17 protein-coding genes are annotated in these 23,858 nt (G+C 71.4%); 8 read left to right on the plus strand and 9 right to left on the minus strand.

Annotation, left to right across the window (positions count from 1 at the left end):
- Positions 1-502: 502 nt before the first annotated feature.
- From AC5L36_RS26505 to AC5L36_RS26515, 3 genes are all read right to left on the minus strand, one after another.
- Complete coding sequence (locus AC5L36_RS26505) at positions 503-1,111, minus strand: hypothetical protein (RefSeq protein WP_441225178.1); 609 nt, start codon at positions 1,109-1,111, stop codon at positions 503-505.
- 5 nt (positions 1,112-1,116) lie between these two features.
- On the minus strand, positions 1,117-1,782 hold the full coding sequence (locus AC5L36_RS26510; RefSeq protein WP_441225153.1) for a hypothetical protein: 666 nt from the start codon (positions 1,780-1,782) through the stop codon (positions 1,117-1,119).
- Positions 1,783-2,197: 415 nt separating this feature from the next.
- Positions 2,198-3,190, minus strand: coding sequence for a TRAP transporter substrate-binding protein (locus AC5L36_RS26515; protein ID WP_441225155.1), 993 nt, complete (start codon positions 3,188-3,190; stop codon positions 2,198-2,200).
- A 117-nt stretch (positions 3,191-3,307) separates the two neighbouring features.
- Here AC5L36_RS26515 and AC5L36_RS26520 point away from each other — a divergent pair, with 117 nt between their 5' ends.
- Genes AC5L36_RS26520 through AC5L36_RS26550 form a run of 7 tightly spaced genes read left to right on the plus strand, consistent with a single transcriptional unit; the run spans position 3,308 to position 8,923 of the window.
- Positions 3,308-4,792 carry a hypothetical protein gene (locus AC5L36_RS26520; RefSeq protein ID WP_441225157.1) on the plus strand — a complete coding sequence of 495 codons (1,485 nt, stop codon included), beginning with the start codon at positions 3,308-3,310 and terminating at the stop codon, positions 4,790-4,792.
- 11 nt (positions 4,793-4,803) lie between these two features.
- On the plus strand, positions 4,804-5,241 hold the full coding sequence (locus AC5L36_RS26525) for a hypothetical protein (RefSeq protein WP_441225158.1): 438 nt from the start codon (positions 4,804-4,806) through the stop codon (positions 5,239-5,241).
- Between the two features lie 9 nt (positions 5,242-5,250).
- Positions 5,251-6,102 (plus strand): DUF72 domain-containing protein, encoded by an 852-nt coding sequence (locus AC5L36_RS26530; protein WP_494909042.1) that lies wholly within the window; start codon positions 5,251-5,253, stop codon positions 6,100-6,102.
- Positions 6,103-6,112: 10 nt separating this feature from the next.
- A complete protein-coding gene (locus AC5L36_RS26535; RefSeq protein WP_441225160.1) occupies positions 6,113-6,886 on the plus strand; it encodes a dienelactone hydrolase family protein in 774 nt (257 codons plus the stop codon).
- Positions 6,887-6,888: 2 nt separating this feature from the next.
- Positions 6,889-7,155 carry a DUF6295 family protein gene (locus AC5L36_RS26540; RefSeq protein ID WP_441225161.1) on the plus strand — a complete coding sequence of 89 codons (267 nt, stop codon included), beginning with the start codon at positions 6,889-6,891 and terminating at the stop codon, positions 7,153-7,155.
- A 1-nt stretch (position 7,156) separates the two neighbouring features.
- Positions 7,157-8,101: a M20/M25/M40 family metallo-hydrolase gene (locus AC5L36_RS26545; RefSeq protein WP_441225162.1), complete on the plus strand. Its 945-nt coding sequence runs from the start codon at positions 7,157-7,159 to the stop codon at positions 8,099-8,101.
- Positions 8,102-8,143: 42 nt separating this feature from the next.
- A complete protein-coding gene (locus AC5L36_RS26550; protein ID WP_441225164.1) occupies positions 8,144-8,923 on the plus strand; it encodes an SIR2 family NAD-dependent protein deacylase in 780 nt (259 codons plus the stop codon).
- Here AC5L36_RS26550 and AC5L36_RS26555 read toward each other — a convergent pair.
- The 6 genes from AC5L36_RS26555 to AC5L36_RS26580 all read right to left on the minus strand — a co-directional run bounded on the left by AC5L36_RS26555 (position 8,886) and on the right by AC5L36_RS26580 (position 18,841).
- The gene (locus AC5L36_RS26555) at positions 8,886-9,539 is read right to left on the minus strand and encodes a hypothetical protein (protein ID WP_494909043.1); all 654 of its coding nucleotides are present in this window, start codon (positions 9,537-9,539) and stop codon (positions 8,886-8,888) included. The genes AC5L36_RS26550 and AC5L36_RS26555 overlap by 38 nt on opposite strands.
- Positions 9,540-9,587: 48 nt before the next feature.
- On the minus strand, positions 9,588-10,250 hold the full coding sequence (lexA, locus tag AC5L36_RS26560) for a transcriptional repressor LexA (RefSeq protein WP_494909044.1): 663 nt from the start codon (positions 10,248-10,250) through the stop codon (positions 9,588-9,590).
- A gap of 71 nt (positions 10,251-10,321) precedes the next feature.
- The gene (locus AC5L36_RS26565; RefSeq protein ID WP_441225170.1) at positions 10,322-11,086 is read right to left on the minus strand and encodes a hypothetical protein; all 765 of its coding nucleotides are present in this window, start codon (positions 11,084-11,086) and stop codon (positions 10,322-10,324) included.
- A gap of 25 nt (positions 11,087-11,111) precedes the next feature.
- A complete protein-coding gene (locus AC5L36_RS26570; protein ID WP_441225171.1) occupies positions 11,112-15,137 on the minus strand; it encodes a phage tail protein in 4,026 nt (1,341 codons plus the stop codon).
- Positions 15,138-15,790: 653 nt separating this feature from the next.
- Positions 15,791-17,845: a PQQ-dependent sugar dehydrogenase gene (locus AC5L36_RS26575; protein ID WP_441225173.1), complete on the minus strand. Its 2,055-nt coding sequence runs from the start codon at positions 17,843-17,845 to the stop codon at positions 15,791-15,793.
- A 36-nt stretch (positions 17,846-17,881) separates the two neighbouring features.
- Complete coding sequence (locus AC5L36_RS26580; protein WP_441225175.1) at positions 17,882-18,841, minus strand: sugar phosphate isomerase/epimerase family protein; 960 nt, start codon at positions 18,839-18,841, stop codon at positions 17,882-17,884.
- Positions 18,842-19,284: 443 nt separating this feature from the next.
- Between AC5L36_RS26580 and AC5L36_RS26585 the strand changes: the two genes are divergently transcribed.
- On the plus strand, positions 19,285-23,685 hold the full coding sequence (locus AC5L36_RS26585; RefSeq protein ID WP_441225176.1) for a S8 family serine peptidase: 4,401 nt from the start codon (positions 19,285-19,287) through the stop codon (positions 23,683-23,685).
- Positions 23,686-23,858 lie beyond the last annotated feature (173 nt).

Genomic DNA, 23,858 nt, shown 5'->3' on the forward strand with positions numbered 1-23,858 from the left:
ACGGTGGGGCACGAGGACCTCCCTCGGATGGTGCGGCTGTTGTGGTAGCTCCACACCTACCGAGGAGGTCCTCACCCAATCAAGATCCCCGTGTCACCAACGTCCGTGGGCAGTACACCTAGATCTCGAATCCCGCGCCGCGCACACCGCCGCCACCGCTGCTCCCGCCGGAGACCGCCGCGGGAGGATGTGGCCGCGCTGCCGGGCCCGCGAAACAAGGTTTTGGATGAAGATCTTCGCGGACCGGCCGCGGCTGGTCCGTCGGGAAAGCTGTCGAGCCGCGCGCGTCAACGCGTTCACCCGTCGAGGCGTGGGATGGCCACTCTAGGGAAGCAGAGCAAATGCATCCCGCGCACACCTACCCACCCGGAGCCGTAAAGGCCCGGCGCAGCCTCCGGGGTGAGCGTGACCAGCGGCGGACGGGTGCGGCCGCGGGAGCAGCGGTCTGGACCACGACGGACGTCGCGGTAGCTCAAATCTCTGTCTAAAGAGGGGGCCGAAGCTACCCCGCCGGTGCCCGGCCCGCGGGAGCGACGGTCAGGTGACGGGCCTCCAGGGGCCTTTGGGGTCGCCTGGGGGTTGGTTGCGGGTGTACCAGCGGGCCCGCCACCGCTTGCCCTCGTGCGTCGCGACGTCGCCGCTGTTGAAGACGCGCGACGGCGTCCAGATCGCCACGCCCTCCTCGGTCATGGCGATTTCCTGCCACGGACCGTTGGGGTCGCCGGGCTTGTTGTTCTTCGCGTACCACGAGGCCGCGAAGACCTTGCCCTGGTACGTGACCCGGTCGCCGGTGTCGTAGACCTTCGTGGCGCTCCACCACGAGGAGGCCGGCGCCCAGCTGGAGCCAGCGGGTCAGCTCCTCCAGCCGGATCGCGTCCGAAAGGGACAGAAACGTCCACAGCAGACCGATCACCAGTACGGAGAGCGTGTGCATCACGGCCACCGAGCCGCCGAGCCAGGCCGCGTCCCGGATCCGGCCGCGCGACCCCACGAGGTACGCGGCGGCGAGGCTCTTGCCGTGTCCCGGCGTCACCGCGTGGCCGGCCCCGGCGGCGAACGCGAGCGCGAACGCCAGCGGCGGCACGCCCGGCGACTCGATGATGGCCTGCATGGTCGTCACGCGACCGCCCTCCGCCGCCTACCGAGGGTCACCGCGGCGAAGGCGAGGAGCGCCACGGCACCGACCACCGCGCCGATCTGGAGGAGAGCGCCGCGCCCGCGGCCGGCCGCCGCCGGGACGTCGCCGAGCGTCCAGTTGTGGGTGAACTCCGCGGAGGTGTACACCGCGCGGGCACCACCCGGTCCGGTGGCGAGCGTCCGGTAGGCCGGGTCGAGGTCGGTGAGCGTGCGGACCGCGACCGACACCACCCCGACCGGCCCCGGGCAGGCGTACTCGATCGAGGCACCGTCGCGGGCCAGGTCGGCCGGCGGGGTGACCCGGCCGGCGCAGGCGTCGCCGTCGCTGGTGACCGTGACCCGTTCGAGCAGGTACGCCGCGAACCGCGGGGACGGCCCGACCGCCGCCGCGTCCGAGTCGCGGTAGAAGACCGCGCCGTCGAGCATGACCCGGTCCTCCGGCAGCAGGCCGAGCGCGACCCCGAGCACGGTCAGGTCATCGAGCCCACCGACCTTCCACCGGACGTCGACGACCTCCGGGCGGCCCGGGTCGGCCGCGATCGCCACCGTCTGCGGGTCGCCGAACGGGTGCGCGCCGGCCGGCGCCGGCGCCGCGAGAACGGCGACGGCACACGCGACGGCGCACGCGAGGCCACGGAGGGGCAAGGGACGACGCTCCAGCTCAGGAAGGGGGTGGCCTGAGTGTGTGCCACCCTTTTGAAACCCACGGGCAAAGCACAGTGATCACATCGTGAACAATTAGTTGATCATTCTCTTCGACGAAGAGCTTCCAGGGTCAGAGATATTGAGCTACCGCGATGTCCGGCGTGGTCTCGACCGCTGCTCCCGCGGCCTCACCCTCCGCGGCCCACAAGGTCACCCCAGGGCCTACGCGGCCGGCGAAGCCGGCCGTTGGGTTCTTGTCTCGCGGACCCGGCAGCGGAGGCCGGGGCTCTCGGCTCGCGCCAGCGAGCCGCCGGCGTCCGCGGTCTCCGGCGGGAGCGGCGGTCCGCAGCTGACGCGGGCATGGGCAAATAGGCCTCTGAACCGTCACGGCGGGCCCGACACCGAAAGTCTCCGATCAGAGGGCGAGCACCTCCTCCCAGGTCGTCACGTTCCACCGGGTGGCGAAGAGTTGGTCGATGGCCGGCTTGGCGGCGGCCTCGATGGCCGCGGCGTCGGGGGTCACGACGGTCATGCCGGCGGCGGCGAGCTCGGTCAGCAGGGTGGCCTCACGGTCGGCCATGAAGCGGGAGCCCCAGTCGGTGGCGGCGCGCATGGCCGCGCGCACCTTGTGCGGCCAGGGCACGTCGCGCAGGAAGCAGGCGTTGGCGGCCACGAGGCCGAAGCCGACGAGGTGGCCGGTCAGCGCCAGGTGTGACTGCACCTCGAAGAGGCGCAGCGAGGAGATCTGGGTGAGGTCGCCCTCGGAGGCCTCGGCGACGCCGGTGCGCAGCGCCTCGTAGATGCCGTTCAGCGGCACCTCCACGGGCACCACGCCGAGCGCGGACCAGACCGCGACCCAGTCTGGCACGGGCGGCAGGCGCAGCTTGACGCCGGCCAGGTCGGCCGGGGTGACGATCTCCTTGTTGGCGGTGAACTGGCGGAATCCCCTGTAGACGGTGCCGAGCGAGACGAGGTTTCCGCCGGAGCGGACCAGCGCGCGGGCCTCGTCGCCGAGATGGCTGCGCCAGACCCGCTGGAAGTGCGCGTAGTCACGGATCACGTACGGTCCGTTGAAGAAGAAGTAGGCCGGCGCGTAGTCCTGGATCGGCTGGCCGCCGGTGAGGACGATGTCGGCGACCCGCTCGGCCGGGTCGCAGGGTGCCATCGCCGGGTTGATCGTCTGCTCGTTGAGCACCGAGGTCGCCACCTCGACGACCAGGCGGCCGCGGGTGCCGGCCTCCAGGATCTCCTTGAACTTCAGCGCGGTGTCGGCCAAGATGTGCCCCGCGGCGAACGGGGTCGCCACCCGCACGGTGACGGGCGGTCGCGGGCGGCCGTGGGTCGGCGCGGCGAGGGCGAGCGGGGCAGCGCCGGCCGCCTTGATCAACGTACGTCGATTCACGCTCATGCGGTCAATGTACCGTCATGGACCGCCTTGACATTGATGACCTTTGCTGCTTGTCTATGACAAACCCCCCGCGCCTCCGGGCGGCGCGCCGTTTCTCCTATGAAAGGGAAGCCGCGAATGCCCGACCATCCCCATCGCCGCCGGCGCCGGACACTGCTCGCCGGCGCCTTCGCTATCACCGTCCTCATCGGACTGCTCGGCGGCAGCGCGTTCGCCGGTGAGGCGGCCGACCCGGCACTGCCGGCCAACGACGCCGCCCGCGGCATGATCTACAATGGACTCCGCGTCGACCGGACGGGTCCGTGCGCCGGCATGTTCCAGGTCAAGGGCGTCACGCCGGTCATGTGCACGCACGGCCCGGACACCCCACCGGTCGGCCTGTCCGTCAAGCGCCGCATCCAGCCGCTCGCCGCCGCCCCCGCCGCGGCCGCCAGCGCGCTCGCGGTCTGCGAGGGCGACGGCACCTCGGGCCGCCGCGTCGAGGTGCTGTACATACACGGCTCGACCAGCCGGTACCAGCAGTACCTGGAGACGTTCCGCTCGCTGGCCGAGGGTGTCGACGTCATCTTCAACGAGAGCGCCCGGGAGACCGGCGGCGAGCGCCACGTGCGGTACGTGACCGAGACCGTCAACGGCGCCTGCCGCCCGGTAGTGCGCGACGTGCAGATCGCCGACTCGGCGCTCAACGCGAACGACTGGGCGCCACTGCTCAACGCGGTGAAGGCCGCCGGCTACACGCGCACCGACCGCAAGTACCTCCAGTTCGTCGACGCGAACGTCTACTGTGGAATCGGTGGCTTCGCCGGCGACACCCGCAAGACCGACGCCAACCGCTCCAACTCCGGCCCCGAGTACGCGCGCGCCGACAACGGCTGCTGGAGCGCCGGCGTGGCCGCGCACGAGCTGGGCCACACGCTCGGCGCCGTCAACAACAACGCGCCCAACGCATCCGGCGCGGCGCACTGCGTCGACGAGTGGGACGTCATGTGCTACAAGGACGGGCCCAACGTGGTCATCCAGACCAAGTGCACCGACCGCGCGCACGACAACCGGCTGGACTGCAACCACGACGACTACTACCACACCAACCCGGCCGCCGGCTCCTACCTGGCCAACAACTTCAACGTGGCGGACAACCTGTTCCTCATCAAGGGCCCCGGGGGCGGCAACCCGCAGCCCAACCCGAACAAGGCCCTCGCCGCGGCGGCATCAGCGTCGTACACCTCGTCGTGGGAGAGCGTCGCCGCCATCAACGACGGCGCCGAGCCCGCCCAGTCCAACGACACCGTCAACCCACGCTGGGGCACCTGGCCCAACACGGGTGAGCAGTGGGCGCTGCTGACCTGGTCGGCCGCGCAGACGCTCACCTCCGCCGAGGTGTACTTCTTCGACGACAACGGCGGCGTGCGCGTGCCCGCGTCGTGGAAGCTCCAGTCCTGGAACGGCAGCGCGTACGTCGACGTGGCCGGGGCGAGCGGGTATCCCGTCGCGCTCAACCAGTACAACCGGGTGACCTTCACCAGCGTGAGCACGACCCGGCTGCGGGTGCTGCTCCAGAGCGGCGCCGGGTCGGTGGGCCTGCTGGAAGTCAAGGCCCTGTGATTCTGAGGTACATGGCACACGCCGGCGCCGTCCTGACTGTCCACTCGGACGGCGCCGGCTCGGTCTGGATCACCGCCAAGTGGGCGGACGGCCATCCCGTGACCGGGTCGGCCAGCGCGATCCTGACCGCGACCGCCACCGGCCAGCGGGTCGGCCCGGTGCCACTGAAGGCGCTCGGTGACGGCGCGCTGACCTACTCCGGTCAGCTCGCACCGGGCCGGTGGACGGTGACCGCCGAGATGGCCATCCCGGCGGTGGCCCGGTGCGACGCCCAGCTCCAGGTGCCGGCGGCGCCGGCGGCCGTGACGTGCGCCCTCCCCGAGGAGCCCGCGCCCGCGGCCCCGGCGCCGTCGACCACACCGTGGGGCGTCATCACGCTCGCCTGCGCGGCGGTACTCGTGGTGGCGATGGTGTTCCTCGTCGGCCGCGGGCGGCGGTCGCGCCGGTAGGCTGTGCCCATGCGTCTTCACGTGGGCTGTGCGATGTGGACGCTCAAGGCCTGGCAGGGGCGGTTCGTGCCGCACCCGCTGCCGCCGCACGAGCGGCTGCGCCACTACGCCGGCTGGTGCGACGCGGTCGAGGGCAACACCACGTTCTACGCCACACCCACCCGGGAGACGGTGGCCTCGTGGGCGCGCCAGACCGACCCCGATTTCCGGTTCGTGCTCAAGCTGCCTCGCGTGGTGACGCACGAGAGCCGCCTGGCCGACTCGGGCGAGCCGCTGCGCGCCTTCCTCGACGCGATCGAGCCGCTCGGGCCGCGGGCGCACGCGCTCTGGATCCAGCTGCCGGCGTCGTTCGCGCCGGACGACGTGCCCGTGCTCACCCGCTTCCTCCGCCGGCTGCCCGCCTCCCACCGGTACGCGGTGGAGGTCCGCCACCCCGCGTTCTTCGCCGACACCGGCACCGCCGCGCGGCTGGAGGAGGTGCTCACCGCCGCCGACGCGGAGTGGATTCCCTTCGATACCACGGCGTTCTTCGCGAGCCCGCCCACCAGCGACGCCGAGCGGGACGCCTGGATGAAGAAGCCGCGCGTCCCGGTGCGCACCCGGGCGCTGACCGGCCGGCCGATCGTCCGCTACCTCGGCCGCGACGACACCGACCGCACGGTCGAGGGCTGGCGGCGGTGGGTCGAGGTCGCCGCCAGGTGGCTGCGCGAAGGGCGCTCGCCGACGGTCTTCGTGCACACCCCCGACAACGCCGAGGCGCCCGCGCTCGCCCGCCGATTCCACGACGAGGTGCGAGCCAGAGTGCCCGAGCTGGCGCCGCTCCCCCAGCCGGTACCCGTGGAGCCCTTGACGCTCTTTTAGGGTGTTGTCCGTGTGGAACTCACTGCGCACCGACGCGCCGGCCGGCCTGCTCGCCGGCGTCACCTCGTACCGTGCCGGAAACGGCGACCTCGTCCACGCGTACGTCGCCCGCCCCGAAGGGCCCGGCCCGTACCCGGGTGTGGTGCTCGCCCACCACCTGCCGGGGTGGGACGAGCTGTACCGGGAGTTCGCCCGCCGGTTCGCCGACCACGGGTACATCGCGATCTGCCCCGACCTCTACTGCCGCGCCGGGCACGGTGACCCCGACGACGTCGCCGCCGCGGTCCGCGCGGCCGGTGGCGCCTCCGACGACCTCGCCGTCGCCGACCTCGTCGCGGCCCGCGACTGGCTGCGCGCGCTGCCGACCGCCAACGGCAAGGTCGGCGTCTTCGGCACCTGCTCCGGCGGCCGCCACGCGCTGCTCGCGGCCAGCAAGGCCGGCGGCTTCGACGCGGTGGCCGACCTGTGGGGCGGCGGGGTGGTGGCCGCGCCCGACGCGCTCACCCCGCAGCAGCCGGTCTCCGTGCTCGACTACACGGCGGGCCTCGACGCGCCGCTGCTCGGCCTCTTCGGCGACCAGGACCAGTTCCCGACGCCCGAGCTCGTCGACCGGCACGAGGAAGAGCTCAAGAGGCACGGCAAAGAGTACGAGTTCCACCGGTACGCCGGCGCCGGCCACGGCTTCTTCTACTACCACCGGGCCGCGTACCGCCCGGAGTCCGCGATGGACGGCTGGGCGAAGGTCTTCACCTTCTTCGGCCGCCACCTCTCCACCGGGAGCTGACCATGTGCACGAACATCTCCGAGACCGTGCCCGCCGCCGGGGCCGCCAAGGGCGGTGCCGGCTGGTTTCCGGTCACCGCGGCCAACGTCGGCTTCGACCACGCGGTCGGCTCCCGCTTCGACCACGCGCTGCTGCTCGACTTCGTCGACCCGGAGCGCGGCCCGTCCGCCCGCGTGGCGGTCGAGCTCGACCTGGAGACCGGGCGCGCGCTGCTCGCCGCGCTCCAGTCGGTGATCGAGGCCGCCGAGCGCAGCGGCGCACCGGTCTGACATGTTCGGCGCCACCGAGCCGCGGTTGGACCGCCCGTCCACCACCCTCCTGGACGACCTGCGCGCGAAGGTCGACGTCGCGCGGATCCGCACCGACGTGGAACGCCTCGACGAGCCACGCGGCCGGCTGCACGCGCCCGAGGCGATGGCGCGCGCCGAACGGTACGTGACCGACCAGCTGGAGGCGGCCGGCTGGTCGGTGCGGCGCCGCCCGTTCGACGACGGGGTCGCCGGGGTCAACCTGATCACCGGTGGCGGCCCGGCCCGCTTTCTCGTCGGGGCGCACCTCGACACCGTGCCCGGCAGCCCCGGCGCCGACGACAACGCCTCGGGGGTCGCCGGCCTGCTCGAACTGGCCCGCATCGTGCCGCCGAGGCCGGACATCACCCTGGCCGTCTTCGACCAGGAGGAGACCGGCCTGCACGGCTCCCGCGCGCTGGCCCACGAGCTCGCCGCGGCCGGCCGGGAGCCGGGCGGCGTCATCGTCTTCGAGTGCATCGGCTACACGGCCACGACCCCGGCGAGCCAGCACCTGCCTCCCGGCCTAGGCCTGCTCTACCGTGGACAGATCAAGCGGATGCGCGCCCGCGAGCACCGTGGCGAGTGGACGATCATCCTCTACCGGGCGACCGCCCGGGGGCTGGCGGCCGCGTTCGGCGGCGCCCTGTCCCAGGCCGCCGGCCGCCACGCGGTGATGCTGGCCCGCGACCCGGTCGACCTCCCGGTGATCGGGCGACACCTGGGCCGGGTGGCGCCGCTGGTGCGCGACTTCGCCCGCAGCGACCACAGACCCTTCTGGGACCTCGGGATGCCGGCGATCCAGGTCACCGACACCGCCAACTTCCGCAACCCGCACTACCACCAGCCGACGGACACGCCGGAAACCCTCGACTACCAACGGATCGCCGACATCGTCGCCGCCACCGCCGCGGTCGTCACCGGATAACCCGTCGCCCGGGCGCCGCGGCCGCGCCTACCATCGGCAGTCATGGACGCGAGCTGGGCCGAGGGCGTGACCCGGGTGGCGGTGCTGACCGGCGCCGGCATCTCGACCGACTCCGGCATCCCCGACTACCGCGGTCCGGACGGCGTGTGGACGCGAAACCCCAAGCTGGCCAACGCGTTCACCTACGACAGGTACATGGCCGGCGCGGCGACGCGGGCCGAGTTCTGGCGGGCGTACCTCGGGCACGCCGCCTGGACGGCGGAGCCCAACGCGGCCCACCGCGCGCTGGCCGACCTCGACCAGGCCGGCGTGGCGGTCCGAGTCCTGACCCAGAACGTCGACGGCCTGCACCAGAAGGCCGGCGTCAGCCCGCGCAAGGTCCTCGAGCTGCACGGCACCATGCACGAGGTGGCCTGCACCCGCTGCCGGCGGCGCACGCCGAGCGAGCAGACCCTCGCGCGGGTCGCCGCGGGCGACGACGACCCGCGCTGCGGCGACTGCGGTGGGATCCTCAAGCTGGCGGTCGTCATGTTCGGCGAAAACCTCGACGCGGTCACGCTCGGCCACGCCCGGCAGATCGCCGCCAACAGTGGCCTGATGCTCGCGGTGGGCAGCTCGTTGCAGGTCGAGCCGGTCGCCTCGCTGTGTGCGATGGCCGTCGAGGCGGGCAACCGCCTGGTGATCGTCAACCGCGACCCCACGCCCTACGACCCCTTGGCCGTCGAGGTGATCCGCGAGCCGATCGGCGCCTCGCTGCCGGAGATATGCGCGGCGCTCAAGGAGGCTAACGCGAGTATTCGTAGACCTTCGAACGCCGCATAGGCCCGAGATCGTCGAGCTCGCCCCGGTAGGGCTGGTTGTCGACCAGGTCTCGCACCACGCCGTCGGGCAGTGCGAGAGCGACGATCTCGAATTTGCCGGCGGACGCGGCGGGATTCGCTCCGAACTGCGCGTAGGTGCAGGCGCCGGTCCGCCGCGCGTCGTCGAAAACGCATTCCGTGGGATACCAGCTCCCGCCGGCCACCCGCACCATCGCGACGACGGTGGTCCCCGGGGGCAGCGGGGGCGTCACGACCCGCACCACCTCGCGGAAGCCGACCTTGCCCGGCAGCGGATAGGTGACGGCCAGCTCGCGCACGTCACCCGTCGGTGTTGAATTTGGCGTCGGTGCGGGTGTTGGAGTAGGTGTCGATGCGGGCGGGCCGGGTGGCTTCTCGTCCGCGTCGCGGCGATATTGCATTGACGCGGCCGCGCCGAGAATGATCAGCAGACCGACCGCGGCGACCACCATGCCGCGCCAAATGGGAGAACTCCCATCCGTGGTGCGATGGCGCGGATCACGCCTGCGGAAACTCCGATCGCGAAAAGCGACCCACGCCCCGAAAATCGCCGCGAGCGCGCCGACGACCGACGCGACCTTGTCGGCTTGGTCGAACAAAAGACCCACATCGCGAGGGTAGTTACCCGACGCGAATTCGCGACTTTCTCATATCCTGCGCAGCACCGAGACGACCCGGCCCAGCACGACCGCGCGGTCTCCGTCGATCACGTCGTAGGCCGGGTTGCGCGGTTCGAGCAGGACGTGGCCACCGCGGCGCCGGTACACCTTGACGGTGGCCTCCTCGTCGATCACCGCGGCCACGATGTCGCCGTTGTACGCCTCGTGCTGCTGGCGCACCACGACGATGTCGCCGTCGCAGATCGCCGCGTCGATCATCGAGTCGCCGCGCACCCGCAGCGAAAACAGGTTTCCCTTGCCGACGAGGTCGCGCGGCAGCGTGAGCGTCTCCTCGGCCATCTCCTCCGCGAGGATCGGCGTCCCGGCGGCGATGGAGCCCACGAGGGGTACGCCGACGGTCGCCGGGTCGCGGCGCTCGGACTCGCCGGCCCCGAGGAACAGGCGCACGTCGACCGGTCGGGTGGCGGTGCGACCGCGGCGCAGGAAGCCCATATCCTCCAGCACGCGCAGGTGCCGGCTGACCGACGACGTCGACGCCAGCCCGACCGCGTCCCCGATCTCCCGGGTGGAGGGCGCGTAACCGTACCGGACCACCCAGTCGCGGATGGCGGCGAGAATGCGCTGCTGCCGAGCGTTCAAGGTGGACGTATCGAGATCCTCAGCCAGTACCACGCCCCGATCTTGACCCATCGGCCGGCGAGACGCCGGCATGGCGCGCCGGAAACCCAGCCGATCGCGGGACAACAGCCCTTCCGGAAATGCTAGGCCGCCGGGCCGTACTCGATTTCGCCGTTCTGGATGTGAGCGATCCGGCGCGGGCCCTCGAGGTCGCGATAAGGGCAATCCTCCGCGCCCTCCCGAAGCGTCGCCGACTCGTCGTCGGGCGCGATCCACAGCAGCTTGCCGGACCGCAGCCACGGCTCAAGCTCGAAGTCGTAGTCGGACACGCGGTCGGTGCTCTGGTGCCAGCCGACCCACGTGCCCGACTCGTCGTACACGTAGTAGGTGTCGCTGCCCCAGGTGTTGACCAGCTCGACGTTGTCCGGGTTGGCGCCGAAGTAGGTGACCGCCCACCCGGTGTGGCGACCGACCGGCACCTGGGACACGACCGCGCGGACGCCGGGCACCTCCAGCAGCCGCGGCACCACGTACGGCACGCCGGGGCCCGGCACCACCTGGAACGGGGTGCGCTCCACCGGCTCGACCAGACGCATCGCGCCGTGCATCGCGAGCCAGCCCGCCGGCATCGGTTCGGGATCGTCGCGCTCGGACGTGTGGCGGCGCCAGAACCAGCCGTCCAGGCCGGCCGTGTCGATCCGCCACCGCACGACCTCGCCCGTGTGGGGCGAGCGCGCGAGCGGCACCTCGGCCAGCAGCTCGAGGTAGCTGTCGACGAGGTCCGAGTAGCGGTCGCCCAGGTCGGCGGCGGTCTCCGGGTCGGTGGCGGACAGCGCCTGCTGCTCGGCGAACAGCCGATTGCCCTCGGCGAGCAGCGCGGCCCGTTCGGCGGTGGAGCCGGTGGTCATGCGGGTGTCCTCTCCAGACGTCGCCTCATCGTGCCCGGTCGACCGCCTCGATCGGTGTCGTGGACGTGACCAGCCGGGGCGGCAGGTGCGGGCGGAACCGGATGATCTTCTCGTCCGCCGCCTTCCGGATGACCTCGATCTTGATCTCGACCAGGTCTGCCGGGGGCGACCAGTTGACGGTCGCCCCGTGCGCCACGCCGATGTTCGCCGCCATCATCCTATTGAGCAGTTTCACGTACGGCTTGCCCTCCAGCAGCGACTCGTCCTTGATGTACCTGATCTGGAACAGATCGTTGTCGCCGGCCAGCCGCCGTTTCTCGCCCTGGTCGGTGAAGCCCCAGACGACCTGGTCCTCGACCACGTAGTAGCCGCGCGTCTCGGGCGGAGGGCGGAGGTCCTGCATGGCGTTGTAGTACTTCGCGTACTCCTTCGTCCGCTCGTTGAACCGCTCGTTCGCCGCGTCGAAGTTACGCGAGCCCGGCACAGGCCTGGTGGGCTCGAAGAATCCGACCAGTCCCAGCTTCCATTCCTGTACTCCGATGAGTGTGTCCTCGGGTTTGATGGTCTTGGCTTTGACCTTGGTCGGTTTCGGGATCGCGCCTTGCTCGATCCACGGCGCCGAGTAGGGGTTGGTGGCGCGGATGTCGATGACGAGCCCGCGCTGGTCGGCGAACCGCTGGAACCTGTCCTGGTGCGCGGCCAGGATGCCGTATGTCTCCTGGATCTCCTGGTGGGTCAGCCGGATCTCGTCCCGCGGACTCTGCTCGCTCGGGTTGACGACCGCCTCGAAGTGCAGGAACGTCGAGGTGGCCGTTACCCCGTCGACGACCAGCCGCAGCGAGGTCAGGCGGTGCCGGTGGCGGATCTCCGGCAGCTCGGCCCGGATCTCCTGGATCGACGCTCCGGGGCGTACCAGGGCGCGCGCCTCGCGGAGGGCGGCGGCCAGCGCCCGGCGCTGCTCCCGCTGGTCCGGACGGCGCCGGTCCCGGCGGTCGTCGGGCCGCTTGGCGCGCGGCGGGCGCGACGCGCGAGGAGGGCGCCGCCGGCGTGGCGCGCGGGGCACTCGGGGCAATCCGGGACGGTCGCGGCGCGGTCGCTTGTCCGGGCGGCGCTTGGGCTTCAGCTTCGCCCAGAGCTTCTTCACCAGGTCGACGATCTTGCCGATGACCCAGTCGACGGCGCGGTTCACCGGGCGGGACAGCGTCTGGAAGATCTGTTTGACCTTGCCCGCGATCCCGCCGATGCCCAGGATGGCGGCGAGCGCGCCGATGAGCACCGGGATCGAGCGGGCCAGCGCGCGTTCGACGAGCTGCGGCACCCCACCGCCGCCGCCGCGGGCGATCGCGATGACCGCGTCGAGCACCACGTTGACGAACTCGATGATCTGCCGGCCCTGGGTCACGATGAACCGGACGATGTCGATGATCATCTTGCAGGCACGGATGAACGCCGAGGCGGGGTTGAGCAGCGACAGGATCCAGGTGACGCCGGCGATGATCACGGTCGGCACGAGATACGCGATGATCTTGGAGATCAGTTCCTTCTTCAGGTCGCCGACGCGGCCCTTGATGTCGTCCCACATGCCGCCGACGCCCTGGCGCTTGACCTTCCCGACGATCGGCAGGGCGGTCTCGGCCGCCGCCACCGCGGGCTCGGGCACCCTGCGGACGATCCGGCCGCGGATGTTGGACCAGGTCAGCCCGAGCAGCGTGGAGATGAGCAGCACGATGCCGCGGGCGTCGAACTGGGCCGGCAGCCGCAACCCCGCCTGCGGCGCGGTGCCCAGCAGCCACCCGAGGATGCCGGCCGCCATGTGCCGGCCGATGTTGCGCATGAACAGCTTCAGGCCGCCACCCACGGCCGAGATCAGCCGGCCGAGGAACCCGATCGGGTCGGCGAGGATCGCCCGGAGCGCCTGTGCCGCCTTTCGCAGCACACCGAGCAGCATGTTCTTGAGCTCGATGATGGCGTCGATGACGCCCTTGACCGCGTCGACCGCCTTGGCGAGCGCGCCCCTGTTCTTCTCCTTCTCCCGGGCGATCTCGTCGTCGACCGACTTGACCGCCTCGGTGTACTTGGTCGCCAGCGTGTCGACGAGCTCGGTGCCCTTCTCGTCGACCGTGTCGGCCAGCTCGGTGAACTTCTCCGCGAACTCGCCCGCCGCCTCCTGGCCGATCGCGCGCAGGTCGGCGGGGAGCTTGCGCACCGCGTCCTGGAGCTGCGTGCGGCCGGCGGCGATGCGGTCCTTGGCCCGGCGCAGCTCCACCTCGATGGTGGTGGCGACGTCGGAGATGACCCCGCGCATGCGGTTGATGTAGTTGCGGCGCGCGTTCTCGTAGAAGCGGTTGACCTCGTCGGGCAGCGGCAGCGCCCAGTCGCGCAGCCACATCGTCCAGCCGAACGGTCCGGAGTACCGCTCGTCCTTCCACCGCCGCATGTCCGCGCCGTGCTCGCGGGTGAACTGCTCCCGCGCCGCCTTCTCCCCCGCGGTGAACTGCCGGTCGACCTTACCGTCCAAATCGGACAGTATCTTCTCGACGTCGGTGCGGGTCGCGTCGAACACCGACTGGAGGATCGCCGTGACCCGCGCCCGCTTGTCCTCGTCGCGTTTCTTCGCGCCGCCCATGCCGGCCTGCACCGTCCGCCCGGTCGCCGCGCGGGTGCCGGCCATCGACGACATCGCGCCGCCACCGAGCCGCCTGGCGTCGCCCTCGGCGCCGCCGAGCACGGCCGCCTCCTCCGCCCGCAACGCGGGTGGCGCCGCGGCCGAGTGGGCGTCGAGCTTCTCCTTCTCGGCCAAGGCCTGCTTGAAGCGCGGCTCGTTGGAACGCGCCAGCTGCGGCTCGGTCACGTCCGCCGCGGCCATCCGCGCCTCGACCTGCTCGGGCCCGGCGGACATGTCGGTGGCCGCCGGCGGGAGCCGATCGGGTATCGCGTTGGCCGGCTGCGGTGTGCCCGGCGCGCTCGGCGGCCTGTCCGGCGTCATCGGCACGACGTCCTTGGCGTCCGGCGCCGGCCGCGGCTGCGCGGCCGTCGTGGTGGCGATCTCCTCGGCGGAGGCCCGCTTGCCCTCTCCGACCTTGCCCTGGACCTCGGCCTTGGCCTCCTCGGTCTTGCCCGACGTGCCGAACTCGTCGGCCTCCTTCAGGTTTTGCGGCGTCCGCTTGGCGATGGCCTCCTCGACCGCGCGGACGAACTCGGCCCGGTCGAACACCTTCGGCTGCGCCTCGTTCATCTCCTCCGCGTGCGCCGCCTTGCCCCGCGCCTCGCGGTCGTCCGGCGGCGGCACGGCCGCCGCCTGCGCGGCACCGGCCTCGGCCTTGGCCGGCGGATGGCTCGACGTGACCGCCTTCTTCTTCCGGGCGACGTCCTTCGCCAACGCCTGGAACTTCGGATCGCTCCCCGGACTGCGCCGCTTGGCCGCCGCCTTCTCCGGCGCCGCCACCGCATCCGGTCCGCCCGCCCGGGCCACCTCCGGCCCAGCCGCCGCCTTTTCAGGCTTCGCGGGTGCGGCCTCCGGACCGACCGTGGGCGCGGGCGCAGCCGCCGGCCCCGCGCCGGCCGCGGGGAAGGCGGGCGCCGGACTCACACCGACCACAGGCGCCAGCGGAGCCGCGCCGGCCGCCGGGAGGGCAGGCGCCGGACTCACGCCGACCACAGGCGCCGGCGGAGCCGCGCCGGCCGCCGGGAGGGCGGGCTCCACCGGCGGGTGCGGCGCCGTCGTGGGCGGAGTCAGAGCCAGTGGTGGTACCGGCGCGCCGGGCAGCGGCGGCCCCGTCGCGGGCAGGGTGAGCGGCGGCGGTGGTATCGCCGACAGCGCGGCCGCCGTCGCCGCGTTGCCCAGCGCGGGCGGCGGCCGCACCGCGTCCGGCGCCGCCCCGGCCAGCCCGGCCGCCACGGCGGCATTGCCCACTGTGGACTGGGCGGGCACGCCGCCAGCCGCCCGGGGCGTCGGCGAGGGCGGGGCCACGGCCGGCCGCGACGGTGCGACAAGCACTGTCGCGGCCACGACCGGCGGCGGCACCATGCCCTTCGCCGGTGGCCGCGGCACCCCTCGCCTCCCCGCTGGTTATCGGGTAGTCGCACCCTTCACCGAGCTTAGGAAGCGGCCTGCCACGCCCGCGCCGATGAAAACCCTAGGTCTAGAGACCTTTTCGGGGTCAGGGTCGCCGCTCGTCGGGGGTGTTGCTTCAAGGCAGATTTGCCCACGTCCGCGTCAGTGGCGGACCGTATGCTCCCGCGGGCACCGTTCCCGGCCGGCGGCTCGCAGCGCTCGCCGAACCCCCCGGCCGTCCACTGCCAGCTCCGCGAGACAAGCCCCGCCGGAGTCTTCGCGGGGCCTACCTGCGCCATCCTGACGCAGCGTTACCAGCTCATGGGTCGAGACTTCGAGATCTAGGAGGCTTAGGGTTGAAATAGCGCCCAAACTCTCCTAGATCTCGAAGCTCGCGCCGCTCACACCCTCGTGGCGGTTACCCGCGGCGACGACAACCCCGTTGCTTTCCCGGATCGCCGATCCGGGAACAGACATTGTGGACAAACGTCGACCACCGGCGCGACCAGCGGCGGACGGGTGAGGCCGCGGGAGCAGCGGTCCGGACCACGACGGACGTCGCGGTAGCTCAAATCTCTGTCCAAATAAGGGATTCGGTGGAAAAGTGCTGGCCGGGCCCGAAGGCCCGGCCAGCTCCCCAGGAGGCGCGCTTATGTGGCGGGCGTGGGGTCGAGGATGACCTGGGCGGTACCCGTCTGGGGTGGCGTGCCCGGGTCGCTCGGCGCGTCCGTGTACTCGGCCACGAACACGGCGAACAGGTTGTCGCCTTCGCCGTGCCCGGGGATGGTCGTGGTGATCGTGCCCGAGCATCCGGTGGCGGTGGTGATGGGGTGGCCGTGCTGGTCGTGGCCGAGGATGTAGTTCATGACGACACGCGAGCAGTCGATCGGCTCGTCGTCGAGGACGCTGATCTCGTACGAGACCTGCTGCCCGAACTGGAACGGCTGCCCGGCCACCGGCTCCACGATGGTGACCACCGGCGCGATCGGGCCGACCACGAACGGCAGCTCGGCCGAGGCGGAGCGGCCCGTCCTGTCGGTGACCTTCAGCGTGGGCCGGTACGAGCCGTTGCGCTGGTACGTGTACGTGGGGTTCGGCGCGGTGGAGTCCACTGTGCCGTTCGCGTCGAAGTCCCACGCGTAGCGTAGCGGGTCGCCGTCGGGGTCGGTGGTGCCCGCGCTGGAGAACGTGACCGTCAGCGGCGCGAGACCGGCCAGCGGCGAGGCGCTGATCTTCGGGATGGGCGTGCGGTTGCCGCGGACGAAGTCGATCCGGGCGAGCTGGGCGTCCGGGTTCTCCGAGAAGAAGCCGTCGCCGTACTCCAGGACGTAGAGCGCGCCGTCCGGGCCGAACTCCATGTCCATCGGGTTGTCGAAGACGAACGACGGCAGCACCGGCTCGATCCGGCTCACCTCGCCGCGACGGTCCAATGTGAACGCCTTGACGTAGTCGCGGGTCCACTCGTAGAAGAGCGGCTTCTCCTCGTAGTACTCGGGCCACTTGACCCGGGAACGGTCGTTGGAGGAGAACTCGTACGCCGGGCCGGCCATCGGTCCGATGCCACCCTCGCCCAGCTCCGGGAACTCGGCCGACGCGTCGTATGAGTAGTTGACCTCCGGCTCCGCGACCGGTGGCAGGCGGGTCAGGCCGGTGTTGTGCGGCGACTCGTTGACCGGCCGCTTACAGTCGAACGGCGCGCCCGACCGGCCGGTGGCGAAGTCGTAGTCCACATAGGGCAGATCCGGTGTGGCGCAGTAGGGCCAGCCGTAGTTCGCCGGGCGGTCGATGACCATCCAGCGCCCCTGCCCGGCCGGGCCGCGCGCCGGGTCCGGGTCACCGGCGTCGGGCGAGTAGTCCGCCATGTACACCTGGTTGGTCCTCGGGTCGACGTCGAAGCGGAACGGGTTGCGCAACCCCATCGCGTAGATCTCGGGCTTGGTCTTCGGTGTACCCGGGCGGAAGAGGTTGCCCGACGGGATGGTGTACCCGCCGCCCGGCTTGACCCGGATGCGCAGCAGCTTGCCGCGCAGGTCGTTGGTGTTGGCCGAGGTGCGCTGGGCGTCGAAGGCCGGGTTGCGGTCGGCCCGCTCGTCCAGCGGCGCGTAGCCGTCGGACTCGAAGGGGTTCGTGTCGTCCCCTGTGGACAGATAGAGGTTTCCCTTGCCGTCGAAGCCGATCTGGCCGCCGACGTGGCAGCAGATGCCCCGGTCCACGGGCACGTCGATGATGCGCTGTTCGGTGCCGAGCTGGAGCGTGTTGCCGGACAGTTTGAAGCGGGACAGCCGCAGCGCGCCCTTGAACGGCGCGAAGTCCGCCGCCGTGCCCGTGGTCGGCGCGTCGCCCTCGTTGACGTCCGGGGTGGCCGGGTCGTCGACGGGCGTGTCGAGCGGTGGTGAGTAATAGAGGTAGACCCACTTGTTGCGGGCGAAGTCCGGGTCGATCGCGATGCCCTGGAGGCCCTCCTCGTCGTGCTGGTACACCGGCACGTCCGCGGCGAGTACGTTGAGCCCGGTGCGCGGGTCGTGGATGCGCACCTCGCCGGTCCGCGCGGTGTGCAGCACCCGGTTGTCGGGTAGCACGGCGAGGCTGATCGGCTCGCCCGGGAAGTCGTTGAGCGTGACCTTCTGGAAGCTGCTGTCCGGTGGGGGCGTCGGGGCGGCACCGGCGGCCGCGGGCGTCGCCACGGCGCCGACCACGAGCGTCATCCCAGCCACGATGGCTAGCGATTTCACAACATCACCTCAGAACCGGAGGGCGGCCAGGTAGTCGTAGCCGACGTCGGCGGTGCTGATCGCGTCCGCGGGGGCGCGCGGCGGGGTGCCGGCGTCGTCGCGTTCCACGATGAACTCGTCGATGCCCGCTTCCCGGCCGTAGCGGAAGATGCGGGCGAAGTCGATGAGGCCCTGCCCGACGTCCGCGAAGCTGCCGTTGGCGTCCATGTCCTTGACGTGGAACTGGCGGATGCGGCCGCGGTTCTGGTGGATGACGTCGACCGGGTCGTGCGCGCCCCTGGTCACCCAGAAGAGGTCGACCTCCAGGTGTACGAGGTCCGGGTCGGTCTCGCGGGTGAGCACGTCGAAGCCGGTGCGCGAACCGCCGTCCTGGCGGAAGAACTCGAAGTGGTGGTTGTGGTAGCCGAACTTCAGGCCGGCCTTGCGCGCCATCGCACCGGCCTTGTTGAGGTCGCGGGCGAACGCCCGGTACACGGCCGAGCTGCGGATCGGGCCGTTGGCGTCGACGCCGAAGAACGGGTGCACGATGTACCGCTGGCCGATCGTGCGGGCGTCGTCGAGCGTGGCCTGCCAGGCCGCCGCGTCGAACGGCTGCGGGATGCCGGAGTGCCCGGAGGTGGCGCGCAGCCCCGCCTTGTCGAGCGCGGCCTTGAACTGCGCCGCGGTGCGGCCGACGAAGCCGGCGTGCTCGACCCGCGTGTAGCCGATCCGGCGCAGCGCGGCGAGCGTGCCGTCGAGGTCGATCGCGAGCTGGTCGCGCAGCGTGTAGAGCTGGACGCTGATGCGGTCGAGCGGCACCCGGTGGGGCCCGCCGTGGCTACCGCCCGAGGCCTCGGCGGGCCCGGCCGCGGCGAGCACGCCCGCGGCGCCGACGGTCGCGGCCGTGGCCGCCTTCAACACTCCGCGGCGGCTGAGCGCCGGCACGTCCGGCGCGGACGCGGAGCCGGAGTGGTCGTGGGTGATGCACATGGAGACGCCTCCTGATGGGGTGGACATGAGTCACCCCGACCGGACAGCGTCAAGAGCCCAGATCGCCGACTTCAGAGCACGACGCGAAACGGCCGGTCACGGGGTGACCGGGCGTTCGTCGAGCGGTGCCACACGCCGACGACCGATGGAGGGCGAGGACCCGCGACACACCGGGCCAGGCTGCCGAACCCTTGCCATCGGGTCCCTGACGTCGGCGGCGCGGTCGTCGCATCCGTAGGTGGGACTAAATCAAACTGATCCGGATCATATGCACGTCACGCCGTCCCTAGCAAGGCGAATCGGGCAGACCGCGGTCCTGCTCATGTTTTGGTGACAGTTTGCTGACGCAGTGTCCTTGATCGATCTCTTCCGTGATCTTTAGGGTCCAACCGGGCCATCAGCGAGAACCGCGGGGCGGCCCTTCACTAGGGGAGGCAGCATCGATGTTGAGACCGACACGCCGACTACGCCTGGCCAGGTCGCTGCTGAGCGCCGGCGCGGCACTGGTGGTCGTCGCGACGAGCGTGGCCGCGACCGGCTCGGCGGCGCAGGCCGCGCCCGGCGGCTCCGCGTCCGACAAGATCCGCCCGGAGCTCGCCGAGCAGCTGGAGGCGAAGAGCGAGTCTGACTTCTGGATCCGGTTCGCGCCCAAGGCCGACCTGAGCAAGGCCAGCGCCATCAAGGACTGGAACGAGCGGGGCACCGCCGTAGCCACCGCCCTCCAGAAGACCGCGGAGGAGAGCCAGGAGAAGGTCCGCGCCGAGCTCGACGCGGCGGGCCTGAAGTACCAGAGCTTCTGGGCGACCAACGCCATCAAGGTCAGCGGCGCCTCGACGGGCATGGCGCAGAGCATCGCCGCGCACAGCGAGGTCGAGGGCCTCTACGCCCCGGTCGTGTACGAGCTGCCCGAGCTCACCGCCGGCACCGACCAGAAGACGGTGAACGCCGTCGAGTGGGGCGTCGCCAACATCAAGGCCGACGCCGTGTGGGCCCAGTACGGCGTCAAGGGTGCCGGCATCACGATCGCCAGCATCGACAGCGGCGTGCAGTTCGACCACCCCGCGCTGGTCAACTCGTACCGCGGCAACAACGGCGACGGGACGTTCAACCACAACTACAACTGGTTCAACGCCGCCGGCACCTGCGCCGCGGCGCCGTGCGACACGGACGGCCACGGCACGCACACCATGGGCACGATGGCCGGCCTCGACGGCGCCAACCAGATCGGCGTCGCCCCCGAGGTGAAGTGGATCGCGGCGAACGGCTGCTGCCCGAACGACAACGCGCTCATCACGTCCGGCCAGTGGATGCTCCAGCCGCGCGACTCCAACGGCCAGAACCCGGACGTCAGCAAGCGGCCGAACATCATCAACAACTCGTGGGGCTCGCGCAACCCGTCCACCGACCCGTTCATGGAGGACGTGTCGCTGGCCTGGGAGGCGTCCGGCATCTTCGGCGTCTGGGCCAACGGCAACAGCGGCACCCTCGGCTGCCGGTCCAGCGGCTCGCCGGGCAGCCGGATCGCCAACTACTCGGTCGGCGCGTACGACGTGAACAACAACGTCGCGAGCTTCTCCGGACGCGGTGCCGGGCAGGACGACGAGATCAAGCCCAACATCGCCGCGCCCGGCGTCAACGTGCGGTCGAGCATTCCGGGCAACGGGTACGGCAGCTCCAACGGCACGTCGATGGCCGCGCCACATCTCGCGGGCACCATCGCGCTGCTGTGGTCGGCGGCGCCCAGCCTGGTCGGCGAGGTCACCGCGACCCGCCAACTACTCAACGACACCGCCACCGACAAGCTCGACGCCCAGTGCGGTGGCACGGCCGACGACAACAACGTGTACGGCGAGGGCCGCCTCGACGCGCTGGCGCTGCTCAACGCCGCACCGACCGGTGACAACGGCACGCTCGCCGGCAAGGTGACCGACGCGGCCACCGGCGGCCCGCTCGCCGGCGTCGACATCACGCTGACCGGTCCGGCGGACCGCCAGCTGAAGACCGCCGCCGACGGGACGTTCTCGTCGCTGGTTCCCGCCGGCGAGTACCAGGCCGTGGTGTCGCTGTTCGGGTACGGGAGCAAGACCGTATCGGCGACGGTGACCGCCGGCCAGACCACGACCCTCAACGTCGCGCTCGACGCGAGCCCGAAGGTCACGGTCAGCGGCGCGGTGACCGACGGCTCCGGGCACGGCTGGCCGCTGTACGCGAAGGTGTCGGTCGCCGGGCCTTCGGGCGCGGCCGACTACACCAACCCCACCAACGGCCGCTACAGCCTCTCGTTGCCGGCGGGCGCGACCTACACGCTGACGTACGTACCGCAGTACCCGGGCTACCAGACCGTCACCAAGGAGGTCGTGGTCGGCTCGCGGAACGTCGTCACCAACGTCGAGGTACCGGTGTCGATCCAGTCGTGCACGACCGCGCCGGGGTACGAGTACGGCTCGGACGGCGAGTACGAGACCTTCGACGGCACCACGGCACCGGCCGGCTGGACGGTCGTCGACCACCAGGGCAACGGCCAGGTCTGGAAGTTCACCGACGACGGCAACCGGGGCAACCTGACCGGCGGCACCGGCGGCTTCGCCATCATCGACAGTGACGACTATGGCGGCGGCAACACGCAGAACACCTCGCTGGTCAGCCCGGTCGTCGACCTGACCGCGGTCACCGCGCCGGTGATCCGCTTCAACCAGGACTTCCGCTTCCTGGGTACCAACAAGGCCGACGTCGACCTCAGCCTCGACGGCGGGGCGACCTGGACCAACCTGCTCCGGCAGACGGCCAACGCGCGCGGACCGCAGGTGAAGGAGATCCCGATCCCGCAGGCCGCCGGCCAGGCGCAGGTGCAGGTCCGGTTCCACTACTACGACGCCGCGTTCGACTGGTGGTGGGAGGTCGACAACGTCCTGATCGGCAGCCAGGTCACCTGCGTGCCGACCAACGGCGGCCTGGTCGTCGGGCACGTCCGCGACCAGAACGACAACGGGTACGTGAACGGCGCCACCGTCACGAGCGTCGACCGGCCGGCGGAGAAGGCCACCACCGCGGCGACGCCGGACGACAGCGGCCTCCCGGACGGCTTCTTCTGGCTGTTCTCGTCGCTGACCGGCGAGCACAAGTTCACCGCCTCGGCGGGCAGCTACGTCAGCCAGACCAACGTGGTCGACGTGGAGGCGGACTGGACCACGTCGACGAGCTTCGCGCTCGCCGCCGGCAAGCTCTCGGTCCAGCCGGCCGCGGTGACCGGCAAGGCACGGATGCCCAGCGGCAAGGTCACCAAGACGTTCACGGTGACCAACACCGGTGGCGCGCCCGTGGACGTCACGTTCGGCGAGCGGGACGGCGGGTTCGAGCTCCTGCGCGCCGACGGCTCGCGGATGACCCGGGCGCAGATCCTCGCCTCGGACGGCGCGCCTGAGCAGCGGCTCGACGTGCCGACGTCGTTCGCCGCGAAGGCGTCGATGGGCGCCAGCTCGGTGGGCGCCGCGGCCAACGGCCCGCAGGCCGCGCCGTGGACGGACATCACCGACTACCCGGCGGCCGTGATGGACAACCGGGTGGTCACGCTCGACGGCAAAATCTACTCGATCGGCGGCGGCAACGGGTCGGCCTCCACGACGAAGAACTTCGTCTACGACCCGGCGGCGCAGACCTGGTCGGCGATCGCGGACCTGCCCGGCGCGCGCAACGCCATGACGGTGGGCGTCGCCGGCGGGAAGATCATCGCGACCGGTGGCTGGGGCGCCGCGGGGCCGGACAGCACGACCTGGTCGTACGACCCGGCCACGAACGCGTGGACCGAGAAGGCGGACAACCCGGCGCCGCGCTCCGCCGCGGGCCAGGGCGTGGTGGACGGCAAGCTCTACGCGGTCGGTGGCTGCACCACCGCCGGCTGTACGCCGATGTCCAACAGCGCCGTCCGGTACGACCCGGTCACCGACGCGTGGGAGACGCTGCCCGCGTACCCGCTGTCGGTCGCGTTCGTCTCGTGCGGCGGGGTCGACGGGGTCCTCTACTGCACCGGCGGCGTCAACGCCTCGTCGGTCGGACAGAAGGCGAGCTTCGCCTTCGACCCGGGTGCCGGCAGCTGGACCCCGATCGCGGACGCGCCGGCCGACAACTGGGCCAGCTCGTACGCGGTGGCCAACGGCAAGCTGCTGGTCGTCGGCGGCTCGCAGGCCGGCGCGATCAGCAACGCCGGCTTCGCCTACGACCCGGCCGCCAACGCCTGGTCCGCGCTGCCGAACGCCAACGTCCCCCGGTACCGGGGCGGCGCGGCGTGCGGCTTCTACAAGATCGGTGGTTCCTCGGGGCAGTTCAACGCCACGCCCGACAGCGAGGCGCTGCCCGGCTTCGAGGAGTGCGCGGCGGCCGGCGCGGACGTCAGCTGGTTCTCGATCGACAAGACCGAGGCCACGCTGGCGCCGGGCGAGCAGGTCACCGTCACGGTCACGATGACCGCGAACGTCGACCAGCCCGGCACCTACTCCGGCTCGGTGGCCATCGGGGAGAACACCCCCTACGCCGTACCGGCGGTCCCGGTGACGTTCGAGGTGCAGCCCCCGACGACCTGGGGCAAGCTGCTGGGCACCGTGGCCGGGGCGGGCTGCAACGGCAGCGCACCGATCGCGGGCGCCACGGTGCAGGTCGACTCGTGGGCGATGTCCTTCACGTTCACCACGGACGCGCAGGGCAAGTACGCGTACTGGCTCGACCGCCGCAACAACCCGCTCACGATGATCGTCGCGAAGGACGGCTGGAAGCCCCAGACGCGCCAGACGAAGGTCAACGCCAGCACGCCGACGGTGGAGGACTTCACCCTCTCCCCCGTCAAGTGCTGACCCGCTAGCGGATCTCGGCCCCGCCTGGTCTCGGCCAGGCGGGGCCTCCGCATTTCGAAAGACAGATTCGAAAGACAGATTCGAGCTACCGCGACGTCCGCCGTGGTCCGGACCGTCGCTCCCGCGGCCTCACCCGTCCGCTGTGGTCACGCGGTTGGTCTTGCACCGCGGAC

The sequence above is a fragment of the Phytohabitans sp. LZ39 genome, assembly GCF_059359075.1.